Consider the following 20,003-nt stretch of genomic DNA (forward strand, 5'->3'; position numbering starts at 1 on the left):
CCCCGGTGAGGCTCACGCGGCCCGGCCCGCGCGGGCGAGGCGCACCGCGTGCGCGACGAGCGCCTGCAGGGCCTCGACGGCCTGGCGGCGTTCGCGCAGGTCGCCCGCCACGACGGGGGTGTCCGGCGGCAGGTCGAGCGCGGCGCGCACCGCGTCGGTGGCGTGCCGCGGCGCGTCCGGGAACTCGTTGACCACGACGGTCACAGGCAGCGCCGTGTGCTCCTCGAGCTGGTCCAGCACCTCGAAGCTCTCCTCCAGGCGGCGCGTGTCCACGACGACGAGCGCGCCGACCGCGCCCTCCGCCAGGCCCGCCCACAGGTCCCAGAAGCGCTTCTGCCCGGGGGTGCCGAACAGGTACAGGGCCGTGGTGCCGCCCACCGTGACGCGCCCGAAGTCCATCGCGACCGTCGTCGTGGTCTTCTCCCCGAGCCGCGGGTCGACGCCGATGCTGGCCGCCGTGATCGTCTCCTCCGTGCTCAGCACGGGGATCTCGCTGACCGCGCCGATGAGCGTCGTCTTGCCCACCCCGTACGCGCCCACGACGAGCACCTTGACCGACCGCTCGACCGTGGGCGCGAGGTGCAGCGAGGCGGGGTCGAGGAGCACGGAGTCGTCGGGCGCGGGCTCAGGACCGGCGGAGACCATCGAGGACCTCCTCCAGCAGGTCGACGCCCGGCAGGTCGTACGCCTGCGGCGACCGGATCGCGAGGTAGCCGGCGTCGACCAGGTCGGAGGCCAGGACCGCGACCAGGCTGGTGGGCAGGCGCAGGTACGCGGCGAGCTCGGCCAGCGCGAGGGTGCCGCGGCAGGTCTCGAGCAGCGCGCGCTCGTGCCGGCCCGCGCCGACGGGCAGCTCGCGGCCGTCGTCCACCGCGCTCAGCAGCGTCTCGGGCCGCAGCGTGTTGCGGCTCGGGTGCGCGCGCCCGCCCGTGAGGACGTACGAGCGCACCGGGTGGTCGCGGTAGCCGTCGGTCATCGCGTCTCCTCGGCTTCCCGTGCTGCGGGACGCAGGACGTCCGTGCCGAGCGTCCGCTCGCCGATCATCAGCACCTGGGCCTGCATCTGCTGGGCCACCAGCCCCGGGTCGACGGCCGCGTCGGTGACGACCGCCAGCCGCGAGCCGTCGCCCGCGCCGCGCACGAAGAGGAAGCCGCCGTCGAACTCGACGAGGACCTGCCGCAGCGCGTCGCCGGCGCCGAACTCCCGCCCCATGCTCATGCCGAGCGCGACCAGGCCGGCGCACGCCGCCGCGACCTTGTCGGCCGTGTCCGGGGGCGTCACGTCCGTGCGGACCTTCACGAGGCCGTCCGAGCTGAGCACGACGACGTGCCGGACGCCGCGCACCCCGGCGACGAGGTCGAGCATCCAGCTGTCCGGGTGCGCGGGCGCGGGAGTCGCGTCGGTGGTCGGGGTCGTCATGAGTCCTCCGAGATCACGTCCGGCACGGCGGACGGCTGCTGGCTGGGATGGGCGGTGGTCGGGGTGCCGTCGTCGGTGCCGGCCGCGCGGCCGGCGGAGAAGAACGCGCCCATCCACGCGCCGGCCTCCTCCGCGGTCTGCGCGGGGACGACTGCGGTCGGGGCGGACGGCGGCGCGGCGGGCACCGCGCGCTGCGCGCCCGTGGCCGGGTCGCCCGCGCGGCGCGAGCGGCGCTGCGGCAGGGCGGGCGCGCCGTCCGGTGGGGGTGTCCCGTCGCGGGCCTCGGGGGCCGCCGTCCTCGGGGTGGCCGGAGCGGGCGGCTGAGGCCACGGCTCCTCGAGGCCCGGGGCGAGCGTGTCGGGCGCCGCGGCGGCCGCGGTGACGAGCTCGGCGGGCACCATGACGACGGCCCGCAGGCCGCCGTACACCGACTCGCTGAGGTCCACGCGCAGGTCGAGGGCGCGCGCGTACGACCCCACGACCGCGAGGCCGGTCTGCGGCACCTCGCCGAGGTCGGCGATCCCGACGGGCCGCGCGCCGGAGGCGACGGCGCGCACCCGTTCCAGCTCGCGGGCGGCCATCCCGACGCCGCAGTCGTCGATCTCGACGACCGCGCCGCGCTGCACCTGCCGGACCGCGACGAGCACCTGGGTGCTCGGCGGCGAGCACTGGGTGGCGTTCGCGAGCAGCTCGGCGAGGACGTGCACGACCGGCTCGACCCCGCGGCCGACCACGGCCAGTCCCGGGTCGCCGGACACCTCGACGCGCTGGAACGCCGTGATGCGGCCCGCGGCCGCGCGCACGACGTCGGGCAGGGCCAGCGGGTCGTCCCAGGTCTGGCCGGGGCGCCGGCCGCAGAGCGCGACGAGGTTCTGCGCCTGGCGGGCGTGCTGCGCGGCGGCGTGGTCGATCCGCATGGACGTCTGGAGCACGTCGGGGTCGGCCGCGTGCCGCTGCACCATGCGCGCCGCCTCCTCCTGGATGCGGTGCGCCGACGCCTGCACCTTGCGCCCGAGCGCGACCACCGCGGTCTCGACGGCGGCGCGCTCGTCGTCGCGAGCCTCGCGGGTGCGCGCGAGCTCCGCGGTCGCGTCGTCGAGCGCGCCCGTGGCGGCCGCGAGCTCCGCCGCCCGGGTGTCGAGGTCCGCCCGCAGCGCGGCGCGGTCGCGGTCGCTGCGGGCGACGGCGCGAGACAGCGCCGCGACGGCGACGACGACGAGCAGCGCGGAGGCTCCCGCGAGCGCCGCGATGCCCGCGGCCGAGAGCCGGTCGCCGAGCACCGGCACGGCCGCGACGGCGAGGACCGCCGCGGCCCCGCAGAGCTGGGCCGGAAGCCGCGCAGCGACGCGCGCCGTCGCGCGCGAGCCGGCAGAGGTCGTCGTGCTCACCGCACCCCCGTGGGTGGTGGAAGGGAGGGGCTCCGGCGGCGCAGCGACCGTGCCGCGAGAAAGCGGCGTTCTCCGCGAAACCCCTGGGAACGTCCAAAGCAGGATCAATGCCCTGACCAGGAGTTTCTACCACGGGCACCCCGCGGGTGAAAGGCACCCGTGCCCGTCGGCGCGCCCGGCGGCTAGGGTGCCGAGCATGACCGCCGAGCACGTCGACACCGCCGCACCGTCAGCCCCTGCCGCCGCCCCGCCGACCCCGCTCGACCCGACCCTGCCGGACCCGTTCGCGTGGCTCGAGGAGGTCGAGGGCGCCCAGGCGCTGGACTGGGTGCGCGGCCGCAACGACCACGCGCACGCGACCGTCGGCGCCGCCCCGGGCTTCGCCGCGACCGAGGCGGCGGTCCGCGAGGTGCTCGACTCCGACGAGCGCATCCCCGACGTGTCGCGGATCGGCGACCACCTGTACAACTTCTGGCGCGACGCCGCGCACGAGCGCGGCCTGTGGCGGCGCACCACCCTCGACTCGTACCGGACCGACGCCCCGGAGTGGGAGACCGTGCTCGACCTCGACGCCCTCGCCGCGGCGGAGGGCGAGAGCTGGGTGTGGCACGGAGCCTCGCTGCTGCGGCCGACGCCTGACCAGCTCGAGGCGGGCGAGCCCTGGCGCCGCGCGCTGGTGGACCTCTCCCCCGGCGGCTCGGACGCGGACGTGACGCGCGAGTTCGACCTCGTCGACAAGCGCTTCGTCCCCGCCGCCGAGGGCGGGTTCGAGCGCGACATCGTGCGCGCCGACGGCCGCACCGGCGCCAAGGGCGGCCTGGCCTGGGCGGACGAGGACGCGGTGTACGTGTTCACCGACTTCGGGCCCGGCACGACGACGCCGTCCGGCTACCCCCGGATCGCGAAGCTCTGGCGCCGCGGCACGCCGCTCGAGGACGCCGTCGTCGTGTACGAGGGCACCGACGACGACATGTACATCTCCGCGCGCCGCTCGCGCACGCCGGGCTTCGAGCGCGACCTCGTGAGCCGTTCCATCGCCTTCTACCGGTCCGAGACGTTCCTCGTCGAGGCGGTCGGGACGCCCGAGCAGCGGCTGGTGAAGATCGACGTGCCCGAGTCCGCGGAGGTCGGCTTCCACCGCGAGTGGCTGCTGGTCGAGCTGCGCGACGACTGGACGCCCGCGGGCACCACGTATCCCGCCGGCTCGCTGCTCGCCGCGCGAGCCGACGCGTTCCTCGCCGGCTCGCGCGACCTCACCGTCCTGTTCGAGCCCACGCCGTCGACGTCGCTGGTCGGCGCCTCGTGGACGCGCCACCACCTGGTGGTCAACGTGCTCGACGACGTGAAGAACGCCGTGCACGTGCTCACCCCGCCCGCCGGCATGTCCCCCGACGCCTCCCTCGACACGGCACCCGGCGCACCCTGGACCCGATCGGAGCTCCCGCTCGGCGGCGGGCTGCTCACCGTCGGGGTGCGCGCCGTCGACCCGCTCGAGAGCGACGACGTCTGGGTCACGACGACCGGCTACCTCACGCCGTCCACCCTGGGCCTCGCGACCGTGGCCGCACCGGGCGCGCAGCCGGGCGAGCCCGAGCCGCTGAAGGCCGCCCCGGCGTACTTCGACGCCGACGGGATGGCCGCGGTGCAGCACTTCGCGACGTCGGACGACGGCACCCGCGTGCCGTACTTCGTCGTGGGCCGCGAGGACCTGGTCGAGGCGGCCGACCCGGCGACGCCCGGCACCGCGCCGACGCTGCTGTACGGGTACGGCGGCTTCGAGATCCCGCTGCTGCCCGGCTACTCCGGCACGGTCGGGCGGGCGTGGCTGGCCCACGGCGGCGTGTACGTCGTCGCGAACATCCGCGGCGGCGGCGAGTACGGCCCCGCGTGGCACCAGGCCGCGCTGCGCGAGCGGCGGCACAAGGCGTACGAGGACTTCGCCGCCGTCGCGCGCGACCTCGTGGCCCGCGGCATCACGACGCCCGCGCACCTCGGCGCGCAGGGCGGCTCCAACGGCGGGCTGCTGGCGGGGAACATGCTCACGCGGTACCCCGACCTGTTCGGCGCGGTCGTGGTGCAGGTGCCGCTGCTCGACATGAAGCGGTACTCCCACCTGCTCGCGGGCGCGTCGTGGGTGGCGGAGTACGGCGACCCCGACACCGACGACTGGGAGTTCGTCCGCACCTTCTCGCCGTACCACCTGCTCGACGGCGACCGCGTCTACCCGCCGGTCCTCTTCACGACGTCGACCAAGGACGACCGCGTGCACCCGGGGCACGCGCGCAAGCTGGCGGCGCTCATGCTCTCCGCGGGAGCGCACGACGTGACGTACTACGAGAACGTCGAGGGCGGCCACGGCGGCGCGGCCAACAACGCGCAGGCCGCGCACATGTCCGCCCTGGCCTGGACGTTCCTGCGCGAGCGCCTCGGCTGACCGGCCTGGGCCCGGCGGGAGAGCCCGCCGGGCCCCGGTGTCAGGACGTCCCGAGGGCCGCGCGCACCGACGTCCACGACGCGAGCTGCGCGCGCACGTCCTCCCGCGTCTCCGTGGCCAGGGCCTCCGTGTACGCGCGCTCGAGCACGTCGTCGACGAGCACCTTGGCGCCGGTGGCGGCCGACTCGACGGCCGCGGCCACCATGACGAGGCTGAGCACGTTCTCGTGCACCTCGCCCATGGGCGTGGGGCCGCCGTCGAGCGCCGCCAGGAAGGTCGCCAACGACCCGGCGATCCCGTCGCCGGGGTCGGCACCCTCCACCTCGTCGTGCGGCCTGTCGCGCGGCCCGTCGACGACCGGCTCGTGATCGCCGTCCCAGAGCGCGGTCCCGTCGCGCCCCGAGAGCCGCCAGGACCCGTTCCACGACGTCTCCCGGCCGGGGCTGCACCAGCTGCCCGTGTAGGCGTAGCGGACGCCGCCCGTCATCTCGAAGACGGCGGTCGCCGCGGCGTCGCCGTCGTACCAGCTCCACGACGGGTTGAACTCCTCGCAGTACACCGAGACGGGCTCGGCGCCCAGCAGGAAGCGGGCGGTGTCGAACGGGTGGATCGCCATGTCGAGCAGCAGCGGGTGCGCCATCGCGTCGCGGAACCCGCCGAACCGGGGCGCCTTGAAGAACTCCGTGGTGAGCACGCCCAGGTCGCCCAGGGTGCGCGCCTGCTCCCGGAAGGCGAAGAGCTGCCGGTTGTAGCGGCGCGACTGGCTCACGACGAACAGCTCCCCGGTCACCTCGGCGGCCGCGGCGAGCGAGAGCGCGCGCGGCACCGACTCGGCCACCGGCTTCTCGCCGAGCACGGGCAGCCCCGCGAACAGCGCCGCCGTCGTGACGGGGTGGTGCGCGGCCGGGACGGTGACGTTCACGATCGCGCGCGCCCCGGTCTCCCCGGCGAGCGCGACCGCGTCCGTCCCGACCGGGACGCCGTCCAGGCCGGCGTCCGCGAGCGCCCCGCGGGCCGCGTCGAGGTCGAGGTCGACGACGCCGGCGAGCTCGGCGCCCGGGTCGGCCTGGATGGCCCCGAGCCACGCGCGGCCCATGCCACCGGCGCCGACGAGGACGAGCGGGGTGCTCACAGCCCGGCCTCCGCCGCGGCGGCGCGGGCCTCGTCGTTCAGCGCGCCGCCATAGCCCTGGCCGCGGTAGAAGTCCTCGGTCTCGTAGCGCAGCAGGGTGGGGGTGGTGCGCTCCGGGCGCAGGGTCACGGCCCACTCGACGGCGTTGGAGATCACCTTGCGGACGCCGTCGTGGAAGTACGTGGGGTACTCCTGGTCGCCGGGACGGAAGTAGAAGATCTTGCCGAAGCCGCGCCGGTAGGTGATGCCGGAGCGGAAGACCTCGCCGCCGGAGAAGGTGCTGAGGAAGACGGTCTCGTCCGGGGCGGGGACGTCGAAGAACTCCCCGTACATCTCGTCCTCCTCGATGATCATGGGGTGCGGGATGCCCTGGGCGATCGGGTGGGTCGGGTCGATCGTCCACACCAGCTCCCGGTCGTGCTCGGCGCGCCAGCGCAGGGTGCAGGTGGTGCCCATGAGCTTCATGAAGATCTTCGACCAGTGGCCGGAGTGCAGGACGATCAGCCCCATGCCCTCCAGCACGTGGCGGTGCACCCGCTCGACCACCTCGTCGGAGACCTCGCCGTGGGCGGCGTGCCCCCACCAGGTGAGCACGTCGGTGTCGCGCAGCACCTCCTCGGTGAGGCCGTGCTCCGGGTCGTCGAGCGTGGCGGTGCGCACGCGCACGCCGTCGCCGAGGTTCGCCTCGATGCCCTGCGCGACGGCGCCGTGCATGCCGTCGGGGTAGCGCGCGGCGACCTCCGGCTCGAGCTGCTCGTGGCGGTTCTCGCCCCAGACGGTGACGCGGATCGGTGCGGGAGTGGTGGTCATGGGGGTGCTCCGTTTCTGGTGGGTGGTGCTCGGGGGGTGTGCGGGCGTCACTTGACGGCCCCGCCGGTGGCTCCGGCGGCGACGTACTTCTGCGCGACGACGAGGAGGACGATCGCGGGGACCGACGCGAGGACGGCGGTCGCCATCACGGCGCTCCAGTCGTTCACGTAGGCGCCGAGGTAGTTGTAGATCCCGAGCGTGACGGGCCGGACGTCCTCGGTGGTGGTCAGGGTCAGGGCGAACAGGAAGTCGCTCCAGGTGAACAGGAAGGTGAAGAGGCCGGCCGTGATGAGGGCGTTGCGGCTGATCGGCAGCACGACCGAGACGAACGCGCGCACCGGCCCGGCGCCGTCGACGAGGGCCGCCTCCACGACGGCCGGCGGCAGCGACTGCATGAAGGCGCGGCAGATGAGGATCGCGAACGGGATGCCCGCCGTCGAGTCCGCGAGGATCAGCCCGGGGATCGAGTTCAGCAGGCCGAGGTCGGCGTACGCGCCGTACAGGGCGTTGGCGATGACGATGCCGGGGATCATCTGGCTGATGAGGATCCCGAACAGGACCAGCCCGGCCCAGCGCAGCCGGAACTGGGCCAGCGCGTAGGCCGCCGGGACGGCGATCAGCAGGCTCAGGGCGACGCTGCCGACGGCGACCACGAGGCTCGTGACCAGGTTGGCGCCCTGGTCCGCGAGCGCCGTGCGGTAGCCGCTGAGGTCCGGGGACAGCGGCAGCCAGCTCGTGTCGACGGTCGCGCCGTTGGGCTGCAGCGACGCGTTGACCATCCAGTAGATCGGGAACAGCAGCACGGCGATCACGGCGATGCCCGCCGCGGTGTGGAGCCAGGGGTGTCGGACGGTGCTCATGGGCCTCACTCATCCACGGCGCGCCGGTTGAGGCGCAGATAGACGGCAGCGAAGATCAGCGAGATCACGATGAGGATGTTGCTCACCGCGGCCCCCTGACCGAAGTCGAAGGTGGCGAACGACAGCTGGTAGGACTGCGTGGCCAGCGTCTGGGTGGCGTTCGCGGGCCCGCCGCCCGTCAGCCCGAGGATGATGTCGAGCACCTTGAGGGTGTAGACGACGCCGAGCACCAGCACCACGGTGACGACCGGCCGCAGCATGGGCCACGTGATGTGCCGGAAGGCGCGCCAGCGGGTGGCGCCGTCGAGGGCGCCCGCCTCGTAGAGCTCGTCGGGGATGCCCTGCAGCCCGCCGTGCAGGATGACGGCGTTGAAGGGGATGCCGATCCAGACGTTGACGGCGATGACCGTGACCAGTGCCAGCGAGGTGCTGCTCAGCCAGGGCACGCCCGTGTCCACGAGGCCGGCCCCGACGAGCACGCGGTTGAGGACGCCGGACTCGGTGTCGAGGATCCACTTCCACACGGCGCTGGCCGCGATGAGCGGGATGAGCCACGGCAGCAGGATGAGCGACCGCAGGAAGCCGGAGAGCGGGAACCGGCGGCGGAAGAACACCGCGACCGCGAGGCCCAGCACGAACTGCCCGGCGATGGACCCGACCGTGAACAGGGCCGTGTTGAGCAGGGCCGTGCGGAACAGCGGGCTGCCGACGACCTCCCGGTAGTTGTCGAGGCCGGCCCACGGCGCCTCGCCCGTGAAGAACGTCGAGATCGTGTAGTGCTGGAAGCCCATCACGACGTTCTGGACGACGGGATACCCGTAGAACAGCAGCAGGTAGAGGACCGCGGGGCCCAGGAACAGCAGCGTGACGAGGCGGCGGTTGCGGTGCCTCGCCCCGGGCCGTCGGACCGGCGGGGGCGCCGTCGCGAGCGCGGGCGAGGCGGCACGGATGGTCGTCGTCGTCATACGTACTCCTGGGCTTCCGCGAGGGCGTCCTGGGCCGTGGCCTGGCCGGAGACCGCGAGCTGGACGGCGGTGTACAGGGCGGTGGCGGTCGCCGGCCACTCGGCGCCGAGCTCGGCCGTGCGGGCGCGGGCCCCGCGGACGAGGTCCGCGAACGCGGCCATCTCGGGACGACGCTCGAGGAACGGCTCGATGAGCGCCGGCCGGCCGGGCACGGTGGAGCGCTTCGCCGCCATGGACACGAGGCTCTCGTCCGAGAGGAACTCCGCGAGGACCCGGCCGGCGAGACGTTCCTTGGAACGGTCCCCGGTGGCGGGCACGGTCCAGACCTCGCCGCCGAGCGGCGCGACGGGCCGCTGGCCGGCCGGGTCGCGCACCGGCAGGGTGACGACGGCGTACTCGAGGCCCTCGACCGACTCCAGCTCGGGGATCTGCCAGGGGCCGTTGACCATCATGGCGGCGCGTCCGGCGACGAACTGGTCCTTGACGTCCGCCTGGCTCCAGTTCAGCACCGACGTGGACGCGTGGCCGTCGGCGACCGTCCCGGCGAGGAGGTCGAGCCCGGCGGCGGCCTCCGGCGTCGCGATGTCGCGCTCGTCGGCGCCGTTCGACCAGAAGAAGGGCAGGTACTGCCAGGTGCCCTCGTACGTGGCGTTGCCGCAGAACGCGAGGCCGTAGCGCGAGCCCCGGGTCAGCGCACCCGCCGCCTCGCGGAGCTCGGACCAGGTGGTGGGCGGCGCGACGCCCGCCTCGTCGAGGGCCCGGACGTCGTAGAAGAGCGCGATGGTGTTCACGGTCGGGGCGAGCCCGTAGACCCGCCCGTCGTACGTGCCCGCCGAGGTGACGCCCTCGGTGTACCCGTCGGTGGGCACGCCGACCTCGTCGAACGGGCGCAGGGCCGTGGTGGCCGCGATCTGCTGCAGGTCCGGGTTGTCGAGCATGAGGATGTCCGGGAGCGTCCCGGACGACCCCTGCTGGAGCACCCGCTGGATCAGCGAGTCGCCGGCGACGGAGACGCGCTCGAGCGTCACGCCGACCTTCTTGGCGGCCGCGTCGAGCGCACCGCCGATGACGGTGCGGTCCGGGTCGTTGGTGTACGTGTCGAGGACGCGCAGCGTCCGCGGCGACGTCGACCCCTGGTCGGCGCCGCACCCGGCCAGGAGCGCGGCCAGGGGCGCCAGCAGCCCGGCGGCGGTGACGGCCCGGCGCGAGACCGGGCGGCCGGGCCGGGCCGGAGCCCGGCCGGGCGCTCCTCCCGTCGTCGATGCGCATCGATGCTGCATACGTCTCCACCTTCCTCGTCATCGGTTCGGGTAGTGGTGCGGACGACCGTCAGGCTGGGCGGGTCGACCCCCGCCTGACGATCCTGGCGGGCACCAGCTCGGGCCCGTCCGCGCTCGGCCCGTGGCGGTCGACGAGCGCGAACACCCGCTCCATCACGCGCCGCGACACGTCGCGGGGCTCGGTCGGTACGGCGGTGAGCCCGTACGCCTCGCCCTCGGCGTCGGTGGCCAGGGCGACGACGTCGACGTCCCGCCCGGGGCGCAGGCCACGCTCGGACAGCGCCCGCAGCGTCTCGGGGATCGCCGCGGTGAGCACCAGCCCGGGCGCCGCCGCGCCTGCCCCGCCGTGCCCCACGTCGCCTCCGACGGCGCGGTCGAGCACCGCCTGGCGGTCCCGCTCGTCGTCCGGCTGGTGCCACCGGAGCTCGACGCCGTGCGCCGCGGCGGCGCGGCGGGCGCCCGCCGCGAACCGCGGCACGTAGTTGAAGTCCTGCGCGACGACGTCGGCTCCCCAGCCCAGCACGTCGACCGTGTCGTGGCCGAGGCCCGCGAGCTCCGCCACGAGGAGCTCTCCGGCGCCGTCGAAGTCGAAGTCGAGGCAGTGGATGCCCTCGCGGTCGTCCGGGATCCCGACGAACACGACGGGGAGCTCGAGCGACCGGGCCAGCCGGACCCGCTCGTCGGAGCTGCCGACCTCCATGACCACCACGGCGTCGCAGAGCGAGCGCCCCGCCACCCGCCGCAGCCCGGACGGGCCCTCGTCGGCGGTCACGAGGAGCACGTCGTGGTCCCGGACGCGGGCGGCCAGGGTGATCTCCTCCACGAACGTCATGAGGCGCTCGGCTCCCGACGCCTGGCGCAGCGGCATGACGACGGCGACCGTGCTGGTCCGGTGGCCCGCCAGCGCGCGGGCCCCGGCGTGCGGCTCGTAGGTGAGCCGGGCGATCGCGTCCTCGACGCGCTGCCGGGTCTTCTCCGAGATCGGCCGCTTGCCGCTCATGACGTACGAGACCGTCGACTGCGACACCCCGGCCTCGCGCGCGACGTCGGCGCTCGTGGGCATCTTCGCCACCGTCGTCCTCCGTCCGCGCCGTCGGTCATCGATGCGCATCGATGCGCATCGCCGACGAATGTACCTGCCGCCTCCGGGCGTGACAAGCGTCACCCCGGAGGCGCGCCGAACGGTCGGAGCACCTCCGGGGTTGCGGGGTCAGGAGTGCGGCACCGTCGCGGTGATGAGCGTGCCGTCGTCGCGACGGTTGCCGGACAGCGCGCGCAGGCTGGGGCGGCCGGGCCGCACCGGGCCCTGGCCGTCGAGCGCGACGACGACGGGCTCGTCCGCGGTGACCGAGACCTGCTCGCCGCGCACCAGCACCTTCGCGCCGTCGCCCGTCTCGGTGGCCAGCTCGAGCTCGTCCGGCCGCACGGTGACGCGCAGGCGCGAGCCGTTCCACTGCACGCGGAAGGTCAGCGCCTCCCAGCCCTGCGGCAGGCGCGGGTCGAACGACAGCACGCCGTCGTGGTCGCGCATGCCGCCGAAACCGAACGCGAGCGCCGACCAGGTGCCGCCCGCGGACGCGACGTGCACGCCGTCGGAGGCGTTGTCGTGCAGGTTCGCCAGGTCCACGAGCAGCGACGACACGAAGTACTCGAGCGCGAGCTCGTGGTACCCGACCTCGGCCGCGACGATCGACTGCACGACGCCCGACAGCGTCGAGTCCCCGGTGGTCAGCGGGTCGTAGTACTCGAAGTCGGCCAGCTTCTGCTCCGCCGAGAAGTGCTGCCCCTGCAGGAACAGCGCGAGCACGACGTCCGCCTGCTTGAGCACCTGGTACCGGTAGATGACCAGCGGGTGGTAGTGCAGCAGCAGCGGCCGCTTGGTCACCGGCGTCGCGGCCAGGTCCCAGATCTCCCGCTCGAGGAAGTGGGAGTCCTGCGGGTGGATGCCGATGCTCTCCGCGTACGGGATCGACATGTGGTCGGCGGCCCGGGTCCACTCGGTGGTCTCGTGCACGCCCAGCGACAGCCGGTCGGCGAGGCGGGCGTAGTCGTCCGGGAAGTCCTCGCGGATCCGCTCCACGACGAACGCCGCCGCGCGCAGGTTGAACCGCGCCATGACGTTGGTGAACAGGTTGTCGTTCACCACGGTCGTGTACTCGTCGGGGCCCGTGACCCCGTGGATGTGGAAGTTGTCGTCGCCGTTGGCCCGCCAGAAGCCGAGGTCCTCCCACATGCGGGCCGTCTCGACGAGGACGTCCACGCCCTCGCGCCGCAGGAAGTCGGTGTCGCCCGTGGCCCGCACGTACTGCACCAGGGCGAAGCTGATGTCCGCGTCGATGTGGTACTGCGCGGTGCCCGCCGCGTAGTACGCCGACGCCTCCTCGCCGTTGATGGTGCGCCACGGGAACAGGGCGCCCTTCTGCGACAGCTCCTTGGCGCGCCGGCGCGCGGCGTCGAGCATCTGGTAGCGGAACCGCAGGGCGTTGCGGGCGTACCGCGGGCTCGTGTACGTGAGGAACGGGAGCACGTAGATCTCCGTGTCCCAGAAGTAGTGCCCCGAGTACCCGCTGCCGGTCAGGCCCTTGGCGGGGACGCCGGACCCCTCCGCCCGCGCGGTCGCCTGGGCGAGCTGGAACAGGTTCCACCGCACCGCCTGCTGGATCTCCGGGCGGCCCGCGATCTCGACGTCCGACCGCGCCCAGAAGTCGTCCAGCCAGGTGCGCTGGTGCGTGAACTGCTCCTCGATGCCGCCGGCGCGCACCCGGTCCAGGGTGCGGCGGCAGCGGTCGACCAGCTCGCGCGTCGGGACGCCGCGGGACGTGTGGTACGTGACGACCTTGGTGAGGCGGATGGGGTGCCCGGCCTTCGCGTCGACGCGGAACACGTGCTTGGCCAGGTCGTCGTCGACCTGCGTGCGCACGTCCCACTCGTCCACGGTCTCGAGGCGGTGGTCGGCTGCGACCGCGAGAGTCATGCCCGAGTTGGTGCACCGGTACGACAGCACGAGCCGCTCGTCGTCGCCCCAGCGGGTCTGCGGCTGCAGCACCCGGCCGGCGAAGGCCTCCGCCTTGCGCGGGTCGAAGCCCTCCCCCAGCGACGCGGCGGGGACGTGGTACTCGTCCTGCCCGTCCTGGCGGTTGAGGATCTGCGACGAGATCGCCACGGGCCCGTCGGCGTCCAGCAGCGTGACCTCGAACGTCATGACGCCCAGGTGCCGCTCGACGAACGACACCATGCGCTCCGAGGCCACCTTGACCCGCTTGCCCGACGGCGTGCGCCACAGGATCTCGCGGCGCAGGACGCCGTCGCGCAGGTCGAGCGCGCGCTCGTAGTCGACGAGGTCGGCCACCGGCAGCAGCAGCGGCTCGTCGTCCACGTACAGCCGGATCACCTTGGTGTCCGGGGCGTTGACGATGGTCTGCCCCACCTTGGCGAAGCCGTACGCCTCCTCGGCGTGCCGGATCGGCCACGTCTCGTGGAAGCCGTTGACGAACGTGCCGTGCGAGTGGGACTCGCGCCCCTCCTCGACGTTGCCGCGCATCCCGAGGTAGCCGTTGCCGACCGCGAAGAGGGACTCGGTGACCCCGATGTCCTCGGCGGAGAACTCGGCCTCCACGAGCCGCCACGGCTCGGCGGGGAAGCGCAGGCGGTCCACGGACCGCTGCTCGTCGGCGGTGCGGCGGATCATGCCCGGTCCCCCTGCCGGTCGGCGGGCTCGTCCAGGACCGACGCGTCCAGCTCCCCCAGGTCGGCGACGACGCGGTCGGCGCCGTGCGCGGCGAGGGCCTGCGCGCCGACGCCGCGGTCGACGCCGAGCACCAGGCCGAACGGCCCGGCCGCGCCGGCCTGCACGCCGGACAGCGCGTCCTCCACGACGACCGCCTCGCCCGCCGGGACGCCGAGCAGCTCGGCGGCGCGGAGGTACGTGTCCGGCGCGGGCTTGCCCGGCAGGTGCTCCCGGGCCGCGACGTTGCCGTCCACGACGACCCCGAACCGCTCGGTCAGCCCGGCCGCGGCAAGCACGGCGGGCGTGTTGCGCGACGACGACACGACGGCGACCTGCGCGCCCGCGGCCGTGACGGCGTCGAGGAAGCGCACCGAGCCCGGGTAGGGCGCGATGCCCTCCTCCTCGAACATCCGGTTGACGATCGCGTCCTTGCGGTTGCCGAGCGCGCACACCGTGTCCTCCCCCGGCGCGTCGTCGGCGGTGCCGCGCGGCAGCTCGACGCCGCGCGAGGCGAGGAACGTCGCCACGCCGTCGTACCGCGGCTTGCCGTCGATGTGCGCGAAGTAGTCCGCGGACGTGTACGGCGCGAGGCCACGCGCCTCGCACCAGGGCGCGAACAGGCGTTCCCACGCCCGCATGTGCACCTCGGCGGTCGGGGTGAGCACGCCGTCGAGGTCGAACAGCACGGCACGGAGGCTGGTCACGGGCGTCCTTCGCAGGTCGGGGTCGGGTCGCGGGCACCGTCCCCCTGCGGGCCGACGCCGAGGTTCAGCCTACGCAGTCAGCCGGGCCGTGCAGGAGCACGCGCCGCGCCTCGGCGGGATCTTCGCGGATCGGTCCCACGACCGTCCCGCCACCGTCGCGCTCAGGACGCAGCGCGCTCCGCGAGCGCCTCCGCCACCCGGCCGAGGTTCGCCAGCTCGGCGCGATGGGTGTCGACGCCGGCGAGGCTCCGGCGCGGCGCGGCGAGCAGGGTCACGTCCGCGAGCCCGGCCGCGGGCAGACCGATGCGGCGCCACGGCTCGGCGACCAGGCGCACGAGCTCCCCGAGCTGCGGCCCCGAGCACTGCGAGACCGTGGCGGGCGGCAGCCCGGCCCACAGGCCGACGCCACGCTCGGTGGCACGGGCGAGCAGCTCCCAGGCGCGCTCGTTCCAGCCCGGGGTCTCCCCCGCCCCGCCGACGTCGGCCAGGTCCAGCCCGACGGCGTCCGCCCCGGCGAGCGCCACGGGTGGCACGCCCACCCAGGTGGCGCCGAGGTGCACGACGACGCGGGCGCCGGCGTCGTGCGCGGCGTCGACGACGGGCCGCAGCCCCTCGACGACGTCGGGCCCGGGCACGGCCCGCAGCCGCGAGTAGCCGGAGAAGCTGGGCAGCACGCCCGCGTGCACCTGGCCGAGCAGGGGCTCGGTGAGCTGCACGACCGGCGCCGCCCCGGGGACCTGGGCGCGCACGTCCGCCAGGTGCGCGCGCACCGCCTCGGCGAGCGCGAGGGACAGGTCGCGGCGGGCCCCGACGTCCGCGAGCACCCGGTCTCCGCGCGCCGACCACAGCCGCGCGGCGAGCGTCCACGGGCCGGTGAGCTCGACGGCGAGCGGGCCGTCGTACCCGACGGCCGCCACGGCCAGCGCGGACAGGTCCTCCCGCAGCAGCGACTCCGCGCGGCGCACGTCGACGCCCGGGTGGTCGGCGAGCTTCCACCCGTGCGGGCCCAGCTCGACCGGCATCTCGGCCAGCAGCGCCGCCGTCCGCCCGACGGCGTCGGCCCCCGGCCCACGGCCGGTGAGCTGGGCGAGGAAGGGCACGGCGTCGACGCCGGTGGGCAGCGACGCCAGGTCGTCGAGCACCGTCTGCTGCGCGACGAGCTCGTCGCGCGCGCCGCCGGGCCACGGGCCGTGGCCGGAGACCGCCGTCACGCGTCCGCCCTCGCTCCGGCCGGCCGGCCGCCCACGACGCCCACCACGCTGTCGCCCGATGTCACCCGATGTCACCTCTCCCACCCCGTCATGGCACGGCCGGTCGCCGCTCTCGAAGGGTAGGAGCACGGTAACGGTCCGACGAAGGAGTCCCGATGTCCGTCATCCTCGACCAGGCGCCCGCGTCACCCGCGGGCCGGGCCCCCACGTCACCGCTCGGGCACCCCTCGGGCGGGTCGTCGACCGTGCTGTCCACCCCGCGGGCGGTCGCCACCCGCGTGCACGCCAACGCCATGCCGTCGGGCGCGGAGGCGGTGCTGCGGCGCCAGCTCGCGCCGGGATTCCGCAACCACGACGTGCTGCCGGGCTGCGCCGGCGGCCCCGACGCGCTCGTCGCCACGATGCACTGGTTCCACGACGCGTTCGACGAGCAGCGCGTGGAGGTGCTGCACGCGGTCACCGAGGGCGACCTGGTGTCGCTGCACGTCGCGTTCAGCGCCCTGCACTCGGGGTTCTTCCTCGGCGTCGCGCCGTCCCACCGGCGCTTCACCGTGCGCGAGATGCACCTGGTGCGCGTGGCCGACGGGCTCGAGGCCGAGCACTGGGTCATGCGCGACCAGGTGTGGTGGGAGCACGAGCTGCGTCGCTGAGCGCCACCGCCGCCGTGGGAGACTGCGGCCATGCGGATCACCGTGCGCAACGCCCGTTTCCAGCAGCTGCAGACGCTGCTCACGAACCGCACCAAGCGGGGTCGCGCCGGGGAGTTCCTCGTCCAGGGCGTGCGGCCGATCACGATGGCCGTCGAGCACGGCTGGCAGGTGCGCACCCTGCTGCACGAGACGGACCGCCGGCTGTCGTCGTGGGCCCAGGAGATGCTGCAGGCCACGGGCGCCGAGACGATCGCGATGTCGCCCGACCTGCTCGCCGAGCTCGCGGAGAAGGACGAGGGCGCCAGCGAGCTGCTGGCCGTGGTCGCGATGCCCGACGACGACCTGGCCCGCATCCCGGTGGGCCCGTCGTTCCTGGGCGTCGTCTTCGACCGGCCCACCCAGCCGGGCAACATCGGAGCGGTCGTGCGGTCGGCCGACGCGTTCGGCGCCGACGGGCTCGTCGTCACCGGCCACGCCGCCGACCCGTACGACCCGAAGTCCGTGCGTGCGTCCACCGGGTCCCTGTTCGCGCTGCCGGTGGTGCGCGCCGCCTCGCACGGCCAGGTCGTGGACTGGCTGGGCGAGCAGCGGGACGCCGGGACGCCGGTCACCGTCGTCGCGACCGACGAGGACGGCGACGCCGCGCCCGCCGACGTCGACCTCACCGGCCCGGTGCTCCTCGCCGTCGGCAACGAGACCGCCGGGCTGTCGAAGGGCTGGCGCGAGGCCGCCGACGTCACGCTGGCGATCCCCATGGCCGGGTCGGCCAGCTCGCTCAACGCGTCCAACGCCGCGTCGATCGTGCTGTACGAGGCGCACCGGCAGCGGCTCGCGCGGGGCTGAGCCCGACCCGTTCGGGAACGGCGTCAGCCGCGCCAGGCCCGCGCGACGGTGCCCTGGCCGAGCACGCGCGTGCCGCGGTAGACGACCAACGACTGCCCGGCCGCGACGCCGCGCAGCGGGCGACCCGTGAGCTCCACGTCCATCGCCGGGACGCCGTCCGCCGTCGTCGCACGGACGCGGGCGGGCACGGGCGCACCGTGGGCGCGGACCTGCACCTCGACGTCGTCGAGCCACGCGCCGTCGGCGTGCTCGTGGGGGGCGGCGAGCCACACGGCCTTCCCGGCGCCGATCCGGTCCACGCTGAGCAGCTCGGCCGGGCCGACGACGACGGTGTTGGTCGACGTCTGCACGTCCACCACGTACCGCGCGCGCCCGTCGGCGGCGGGGCGGCCGAGGCCGAGCCCCTTGCGCTGCCCGACCGTGAACGCGTACGCGCCGTCGTGCTCGCCGACGACGGCCCCGTCGGTGTCCACGACCTCCCCCGGGCGCGAGCCGAGCCGGTCGCGCAGGAAGCCGCGGGTGTCGCCGTCGGCCACGAAGCAGATGTCGTAGGAGTCGGGCTTGGCGCTCACCGACAGCCCACGCCGCTCGGCCTCCGCGCGCACCTCGGCCTTGGACGCGAAGCCGCCGAGCGGGAACATCGCGCGCGCCAGCCGGTCCGGGCCCATCACGGCCAGCACGTACGACTGGTCCTTCTCGTCGTTCGGCGACCGGTGCAGCTCGCGGGACACGGTCCCGTCGGGCGCCTCGCGCGTCACGACCTGCGCGTAGTGCCCGGTGGCGACGGCGTCGAACCCGAGGGCCGTGGCCTTGTCGAGCAGCGCCTCGAACTTGATGTGCTCGTTGCAGCGCACGCACGGGTTCGGGGTGCGGCCCGCCTCGTACTCGGAGAGGAAGTCCGCGACGACCGTCTCCTCGAACCGCTCCGACAGGTCCCACACGTAGTAGGGGATGCCGAGCACGTCCGCGGCGCGGCGCGCATCGCCGGCGTCCTCGATGGAGCAGCAGCCGCGCGAGCCGGTGCGGAACTGGTCGCGGTTGCGGCTCAGCGCCATGTGCACGCCCACGACGTCGTGCCCGGCCTCGACGGCGAGCGCCGCGGCGACCGCGGAGTCGACGCCGCCGGACATGGCGGCCAGCACCCTCATGCCGCACCCCCGGCCCGGGCCGGCGCGGAGACGAGCCCGGCCGCGCGCGCCCGCTCGACGACCTGGGGCAGCGCGGCGACGAGGCGCGCGACGTCGTCCTCGGTCGACGTCGCGCCGAGGGAGAAGCGCAGGGCGCCGCGGGCCTCGAGCTCGGGGACGCCCATCGCGAGCAGCACGTGGGACGGCTGCGGCACGCCCGCCTGGCACGCCGACCCGGTGGAGGCCTGCACGCCCGCGGAGTCCAGCAGGTAGAGCAGCGAGTCGCCCTCCGCGCCGGGGAAGGTGAAGTGCGCGTTGCCGGGGAGGCGGGCGGGCGTGCCGTCTCCTCCGGCCGGGGCGGACGCCGGGTCGGGGCCGCGGAGCACCGCCTCGGGGTCGACGGCGCGCACGCCCGCGACGAGCCGGTCGCGCAGGGTGCTCAGGGTCGCGGCGTGCTCGCGCCGGGCGGCGACGGTCTCGGCGAGCGCGACGGCGAACGACCGGATCCCGGGCACGTCCAGGGTGCCGGAGCGCACGCCGCGCTCCTGGCCGCCGCCGTGCAGCACGGCCTCGAGCGGCAGGTCGCGGCGGGCGAGCAGCGCGCCCACGCCGATCGGCCCGCCCAGCTTGTGCGCCGTGACCGTCATCGCGTCCACGCCCGAGGCCGCGAAGTCCACCTCGACCTGGCCCACCGCCTGGACGGCGTCCGTGTGGACCGGCACGCCGTGCTGGTGCGCGAGCCGCACGACGTCGCGTATCGGCTGCAGCGTGCCCACCTCGTTGTTGGCCCACATCACCGACACGAGCGCGACCTCGTCGCCGTGCTCGGTCAGCTCGGCGCGCAGGGCCGCGAGGTCGAGCCGGCCGTCGCCGTCCACCGGGAGCAGCACGATCTCCGCGCCCGCGTGGCCCGCGAGCCAGAACGCCGGATCGAGCACCGCGTGGTGCTCGACGGCGGACACCAGCACGCGGGTGCGGCGCGGGTCGGTGCGGCGCCGGCCCCAGAAGATGCCCTTGACGGCGAGGTTGTCCGACTCCGTGCCCCCGCCGGTGAAGATCACCTCGCTGGGCCGCGCGCCCAGGGACGCGGCGACGGACTCGCGCGACTCCTCGACGGCGCGGCGCGCGGCGCGCCCCGCCGAGTGCAGCGAGCTCGCGTTGCCGGTGCGACCGGCCTCGGCCACGTACGCCTCGAGCGCCGCCCGCGACATGGGGGTCGTGGCGGCGTGGTCGAGGTAGGCGCCGGCCGGCGCCTCGGGGGTGGTCACGGTCCCCCAGTCTACGAACTGTTCCCCCGGCCTCCGCGAGCGGGCCCCGAAGCCCCGCGAGGGGGCGGTCCGGCTCGTGCCGAGGTAGTACGAGAACCCGCGAGGTAGTACGGCTCTCGCCGAGGTAGTGGACCAGTCGTACGAGCGCCACGCGCGCAGCAGCGTCTCCTGCACCGCGTCGTCGGC

At 74.9% G+C, this 20,003-nt stretch carries 18 protein-coding genes; 3 read left to right on the forward strand and 15 right to left on the reverse strand.

Annotated features, from left to right (window positions below; genetic code table 11):
- Positions 1 to 12 precede the first annotated feature (12 nt).
- From ABZ493_RS19225 to ABZ493_RS19240, 4 genes are read right to left on the reverse strand one after another with little or no spacing between them, the layout of a single operon-like run.
- Positions 13 to 645 carry an ATP/GTP-binding protein gene (locus tag ABZ493_RS19225; RefSeq protein WP_430583732.1) on the reverse strand — a complete coding sequence of 211 codons (633 nt, stop codon included), beginning with the start codon at positions 643 to 645 and terminating at the stop codon, positions 13 to 15.
- Positions 626 to 976 carry a DUF742 domain-containing protein gene (locus tag ABZ493_RS19230; RefSeq protein ID WP_430583733.1) on the reverse strand — a complete coding sequence of 117 codons (351 nt, stop codon included), beginning with the start codon at positions 974 to 976 and terminating at the stop codon, positions 626 to 628. Before ABZ493_RS19230 ends, ABZ493_RS19225 begins: the two co-directional genes overlap by 20 nt.
- Positions 973 to 1,419: a roadblock/LC7 domain-containing protein gene (locus ABZ493_RS19235; protein WP_430583734.1), complete on the reverse strand. Its 447-nt coding sequence runs from the start codon at positions 1,417 to 1,419 to the stop codon at positions 973 to 975. Before ABZ493_RS19235 ends, ABZ493_RS19230 begins: the two co-directional genes overlap by 4 nt.
- Complete coding sequence (locus ABZ493_RS19240; protein ID WP_430583735.1) at positions 1,416 to 2,807, reverse strand: ATP-binding protein; 1,392 nt, start codon at positions 2,805 to 2,807, stop codon at positions 1,416 to 1,418. Before ABZ493_RS19240 ends, ABZ493_RS19235 begins: the two co-directional genes overlap by 4 nt.
- A gap of 196 nt (positions 2,808 to 3,003) precedes the next feature.
- On the opposite strand from ABZ493_RS19240, the gene ABZ493_RS19245 reads away from it, so the two are divergent.
- Positions 3,004 to 5,241, forward strand: coding sequence for a prolyl oligopeptidase family serine peptidase (locus ABZ493_RS19245; RefSeq protein WP_430583736.1), 2,238 nt, complete (start codon positions 3,004 to 3,006; stop codon positions 5,239 to 5,241).
- Between the two features lie 40 nt (positions 5,242 to 5,281).
- Here the strand turns inward: ABZ493_RS19245 and ABZ493_RS19250 are convergent, their stop codons facing one another.
- The 9 genes from ABZ493_RS19250 to ABZ493_RS19290 form a co-directional block, all read right to left on the reverse strand.
- Positions 5,282 to 6,373 (reverse strand): Gfo/Idh/MocA family oxidoreductase, encoded by a 1,092-nt coding sequence (locus tag ABZ493_RS19250; protein WP_430583737.1) that lies wholly within the window; start codon positions 6,371 to 6,373, stop codon positions 5,282 to 5,284.
- Positions 6,370 to 7,182, reverse strand: coding sequence for a ThuA domain-containing protein (locus ABZ493_RS19255; RefSeq protein WP_430583738.1), 813 nt, complete (start codon positions 7,180 to 7,182; stop codon positions 6,370 to 6,372). The genes ABZ493_RS19250 and ABZ493_RS19255 overlap by 4 nt, the downstream gene beginning before the upstream one ends.
- Before the next feature lie 47 nt (positions 7,183 to 7,229).
- The gene (locus ABZ493_RS19260; RefSeq protein WP_430583739.1) at positions 7,230 to 8,042 is read right to left on the reverse strand and encodes a carbohydrate ABC transporter permease; all 813 of its coding nucleotides are present in this window, start codon (positions 8,040 to 8,042) and stop codon (positions 7,230 to 7,232) included.
- A 5-nt stretch (positions 8,043 to 8,047) separates the two neighbouring features.
- Entirely contained in the window at positions 8,048 to 9,007 is a 960-nt protein-coding gene (locus ABZ493_RS19265) for a sugar ABC transporter permease (RefSeq protein WP_430583740.1), read from the reverse strand.
- The gene (locus tag ABZ493_RS19270; RefSeq protein WP_430583741.1) at positions 9,004 to 10,287 is read right to left on the reverse strand and encodes a sugar ABC transporter substrate-binding protein; all 1,284 of its coding nucleotides are present in this window, start codon (positions 10,285 to 10,287) and stop codon (positions 9,004 to 9,006) included. Before ABZ493_RS19270 ends, ABZ493_RS19265 begins: the two co-directional genes overlap by 4 nt.
- Positions 10,288 to 10,336: 49 nt before the next feature.
- Positions 10,337 to 11,350, reverse strand: a complete 1,014-nt coding sequence (locus ABZ493_RS19275) for a LacI family DNA-binding transcriptional regulator (protein WP_430583742.1) — start codon at positions 11,348 to 11,350, stop codon at positions 10,337 to 10,339.
- 147 nt (positions 11,351 to 11,497) lie between these two features.
- The gene (locus ABZ493_RS19280; protein ID WP_430583743.1) at positions 11,498 to 13,975 is read right to left on the reverse strand and encodes a glycosyl hydrolase family 65 protein; all 2,478 of its coding nucleotides are present in this window, start codon (positions 13,973 to 13,975) and stop codon (positions 11,498 to 11,500) included.
- Positions 13,972 to 14,718, reverse strand: coding sequence for a beta-phosphoglucomutase family hydrolase (locus tag ABZ493_RS19285; RefSeq protein WP_430583744.1), 747 nt, complete (start codon positions 14,716 to 14,718; stop codon positions 13,972 to 13,974). Before ABZ493_RS19285 ends, ABZ493_RS19280 begins: the two co-directional genes overlap by 4 nt.
- A gap of 161 nt (positions 14,719 to 14,879) precedes the next feature.
- Entirely contained in the window at positions 14,880 to 15,929 is a 1,050-nt protein-coding gene (locus tag ABZ493_RS19290) for a hypothetical protein (protein WP_430583745.1), read from the reverse strand.
- Positions 15,930 to 16,084: 155 nt separating this feature from the next.
- On the opposite strand from ABZ493_RS19290, the gene ABZ493_RS19295 reads away from it, so the two are divergent.
- Positions 16,085 to 16,579 carry an ester cyclase gene (locus ABZ493_RS19295; protein WP_430583746.1) on the forward strand — a complete coding sequence of 165 codons (495 nt, stop codon included), beginning with the start codon at positions 16,085 to 16,087 and terminating at the stop codon, positions 16,577 to 16,579.
- Between the two features lie 30 nt (positions 16,580 to 16,609).
- Entirely contained in the window at positions 16,610 to 17,422 is an 813-nt protein-coding gene (locus tag ABZ493_RS19300) for a TrmH family RNA methyltransferase (protein ID WP_430583747.1), read from the forward strand.
- Positions 17,423 to 17,445: 23 nt separating this feature from the next.
- On the opposite strand, the gene mnmA is transcribed toward ABZ493_RS19300, so the two are convergent.
- A complete protein-coding gene (mnmA, locus tag ABZ493_RS19305) occupies positions 17,446 to 18,570 on the reverse strand; it encodes a tRNA 2-thiouridine(34) synthase MnmA (protein ID WP_430583748.1) in 1,125 nt (374 codons plus the stop codon).
- A complete protein-coding gene (locus ABZ493_RS19310; protein WP_430583749.1) occupies positions 18,567 to 19,817 on the reverse strand; it encodes a cysteine desulfurase family protein in 1,251 nt (416 codons plus the stop codon). Before ABZ493_RS19310 ends, mnmA begins: the two co-directional genes overlap by 4 nt.
- Positions 19,818 to 20,003: the final 186 nt, after the last annotated feature.

The sequence above is a fragment of the Isoptericola sp. NPDC019482 genome (assembly GCF_040632295.1).
Lineage (GTDB): Bacteria > Actinomycetota > Actinomycetes > Actinomycetales > Cellulomonadaceae > Isoptericola.

Excerpts from the sequence above, each read along its gene's own strand:
- ABZ493_RS19280 (WP_430583743.1), bottom strand. The coding sequence starts at position 13,975 with ATGATCCGCCGCACCGCCGACGAGCAGCGGTCCGTGGACCGCCTGCGC.
- ABZ493_RS19270 (WP_430583741.1), bottom strand. The coding sequence starts at position 10,287 with ATGCAGCATCGATGCGCATCGACGACGGGAGGAGCGCCCGGCCGGGCT.
- ABZ493_RS19225 (WP_430583732.1), bottom strand. The coding sequence starts at position 645 with ATGGTCTCCGCCGGTCCTGAGCCCGCGCCCGACGACTCCGTGCTCCTC.
- ABZ493_RS19275 (WP_430583742.1), bottom strand. The coding sequence starts at position 11,350 with ATGCCCACGAGCGCCGACGTCGCGCGCGAGGCCGGGGTGTCGCAGTCG.
- ABZ493_RS19260 (WP_430583739.1), bottom strand. The coding sequence starts at position 8,042 with ATGAGCACCGTCCGACACCCCTGGCTCCACACCGCGGCGGGCATCGCC.
- ABZ493_RS19245 (WP_430583736.1), top strand. The coding sequence starts at position 3,004 with ATGACCGCCGAGCACGTCGACACCGCCGCACCGTCAGCCCCTGCCGCC.
- ABZ493_RS19265 (WP_430583740.1), bottom strand. The coding sequence starts at position 9,007 with ATGACGACGACGACCATCCGTGCCGCCTCGCCCGCGCTCGCGACGGCG.
- ABZ493_RS19295 (WP_430583746.1), top strand. The coding sequence starts at position 16,085 with ATGTCCGTCATCCTCGACCAGGCGCCCGCGTCACCCGCGGGCCGGGCC.
- ABZ493_RS19235 (WP_430583734.1), bottom strand. The coding sequence starts at position 1,419 with ATGACGACCCCGACCACCGACGCGACTCCCGCGCCCGCGCACCCGGAC.
- ABZ493_RS19230 (WP_430583733.1), bottom strand. The coding sequence starts at position 976 with ATGACCGACGGCTACCGCGACCACCCGGTGCGCTCGTACGTCCTCACG.
- ABZ493_RS19255 (WP_430583738.1), bottom strand. The coding sequence starts at position 7,182 with ATGACCACCACTCCCGCACCGATCCGCGTCACCGTCTGGGGCGAGAAC.
- mnmA (WP_430583748.1), bottom strand. The coding sequence starts at position 18,570 with ATGAGGGTGCTGGCCGCCATGTCCGGCGGCGTCGACTCCGCGGTCGCC.
- ABZ493_RS19300 (WP_430583747.1), top strand. The coding sequence starts at position 16,610 with ATGCGGATCACCGTGCGCAACGCCCGTTTCCAGCAGCTGCAGACGCTG.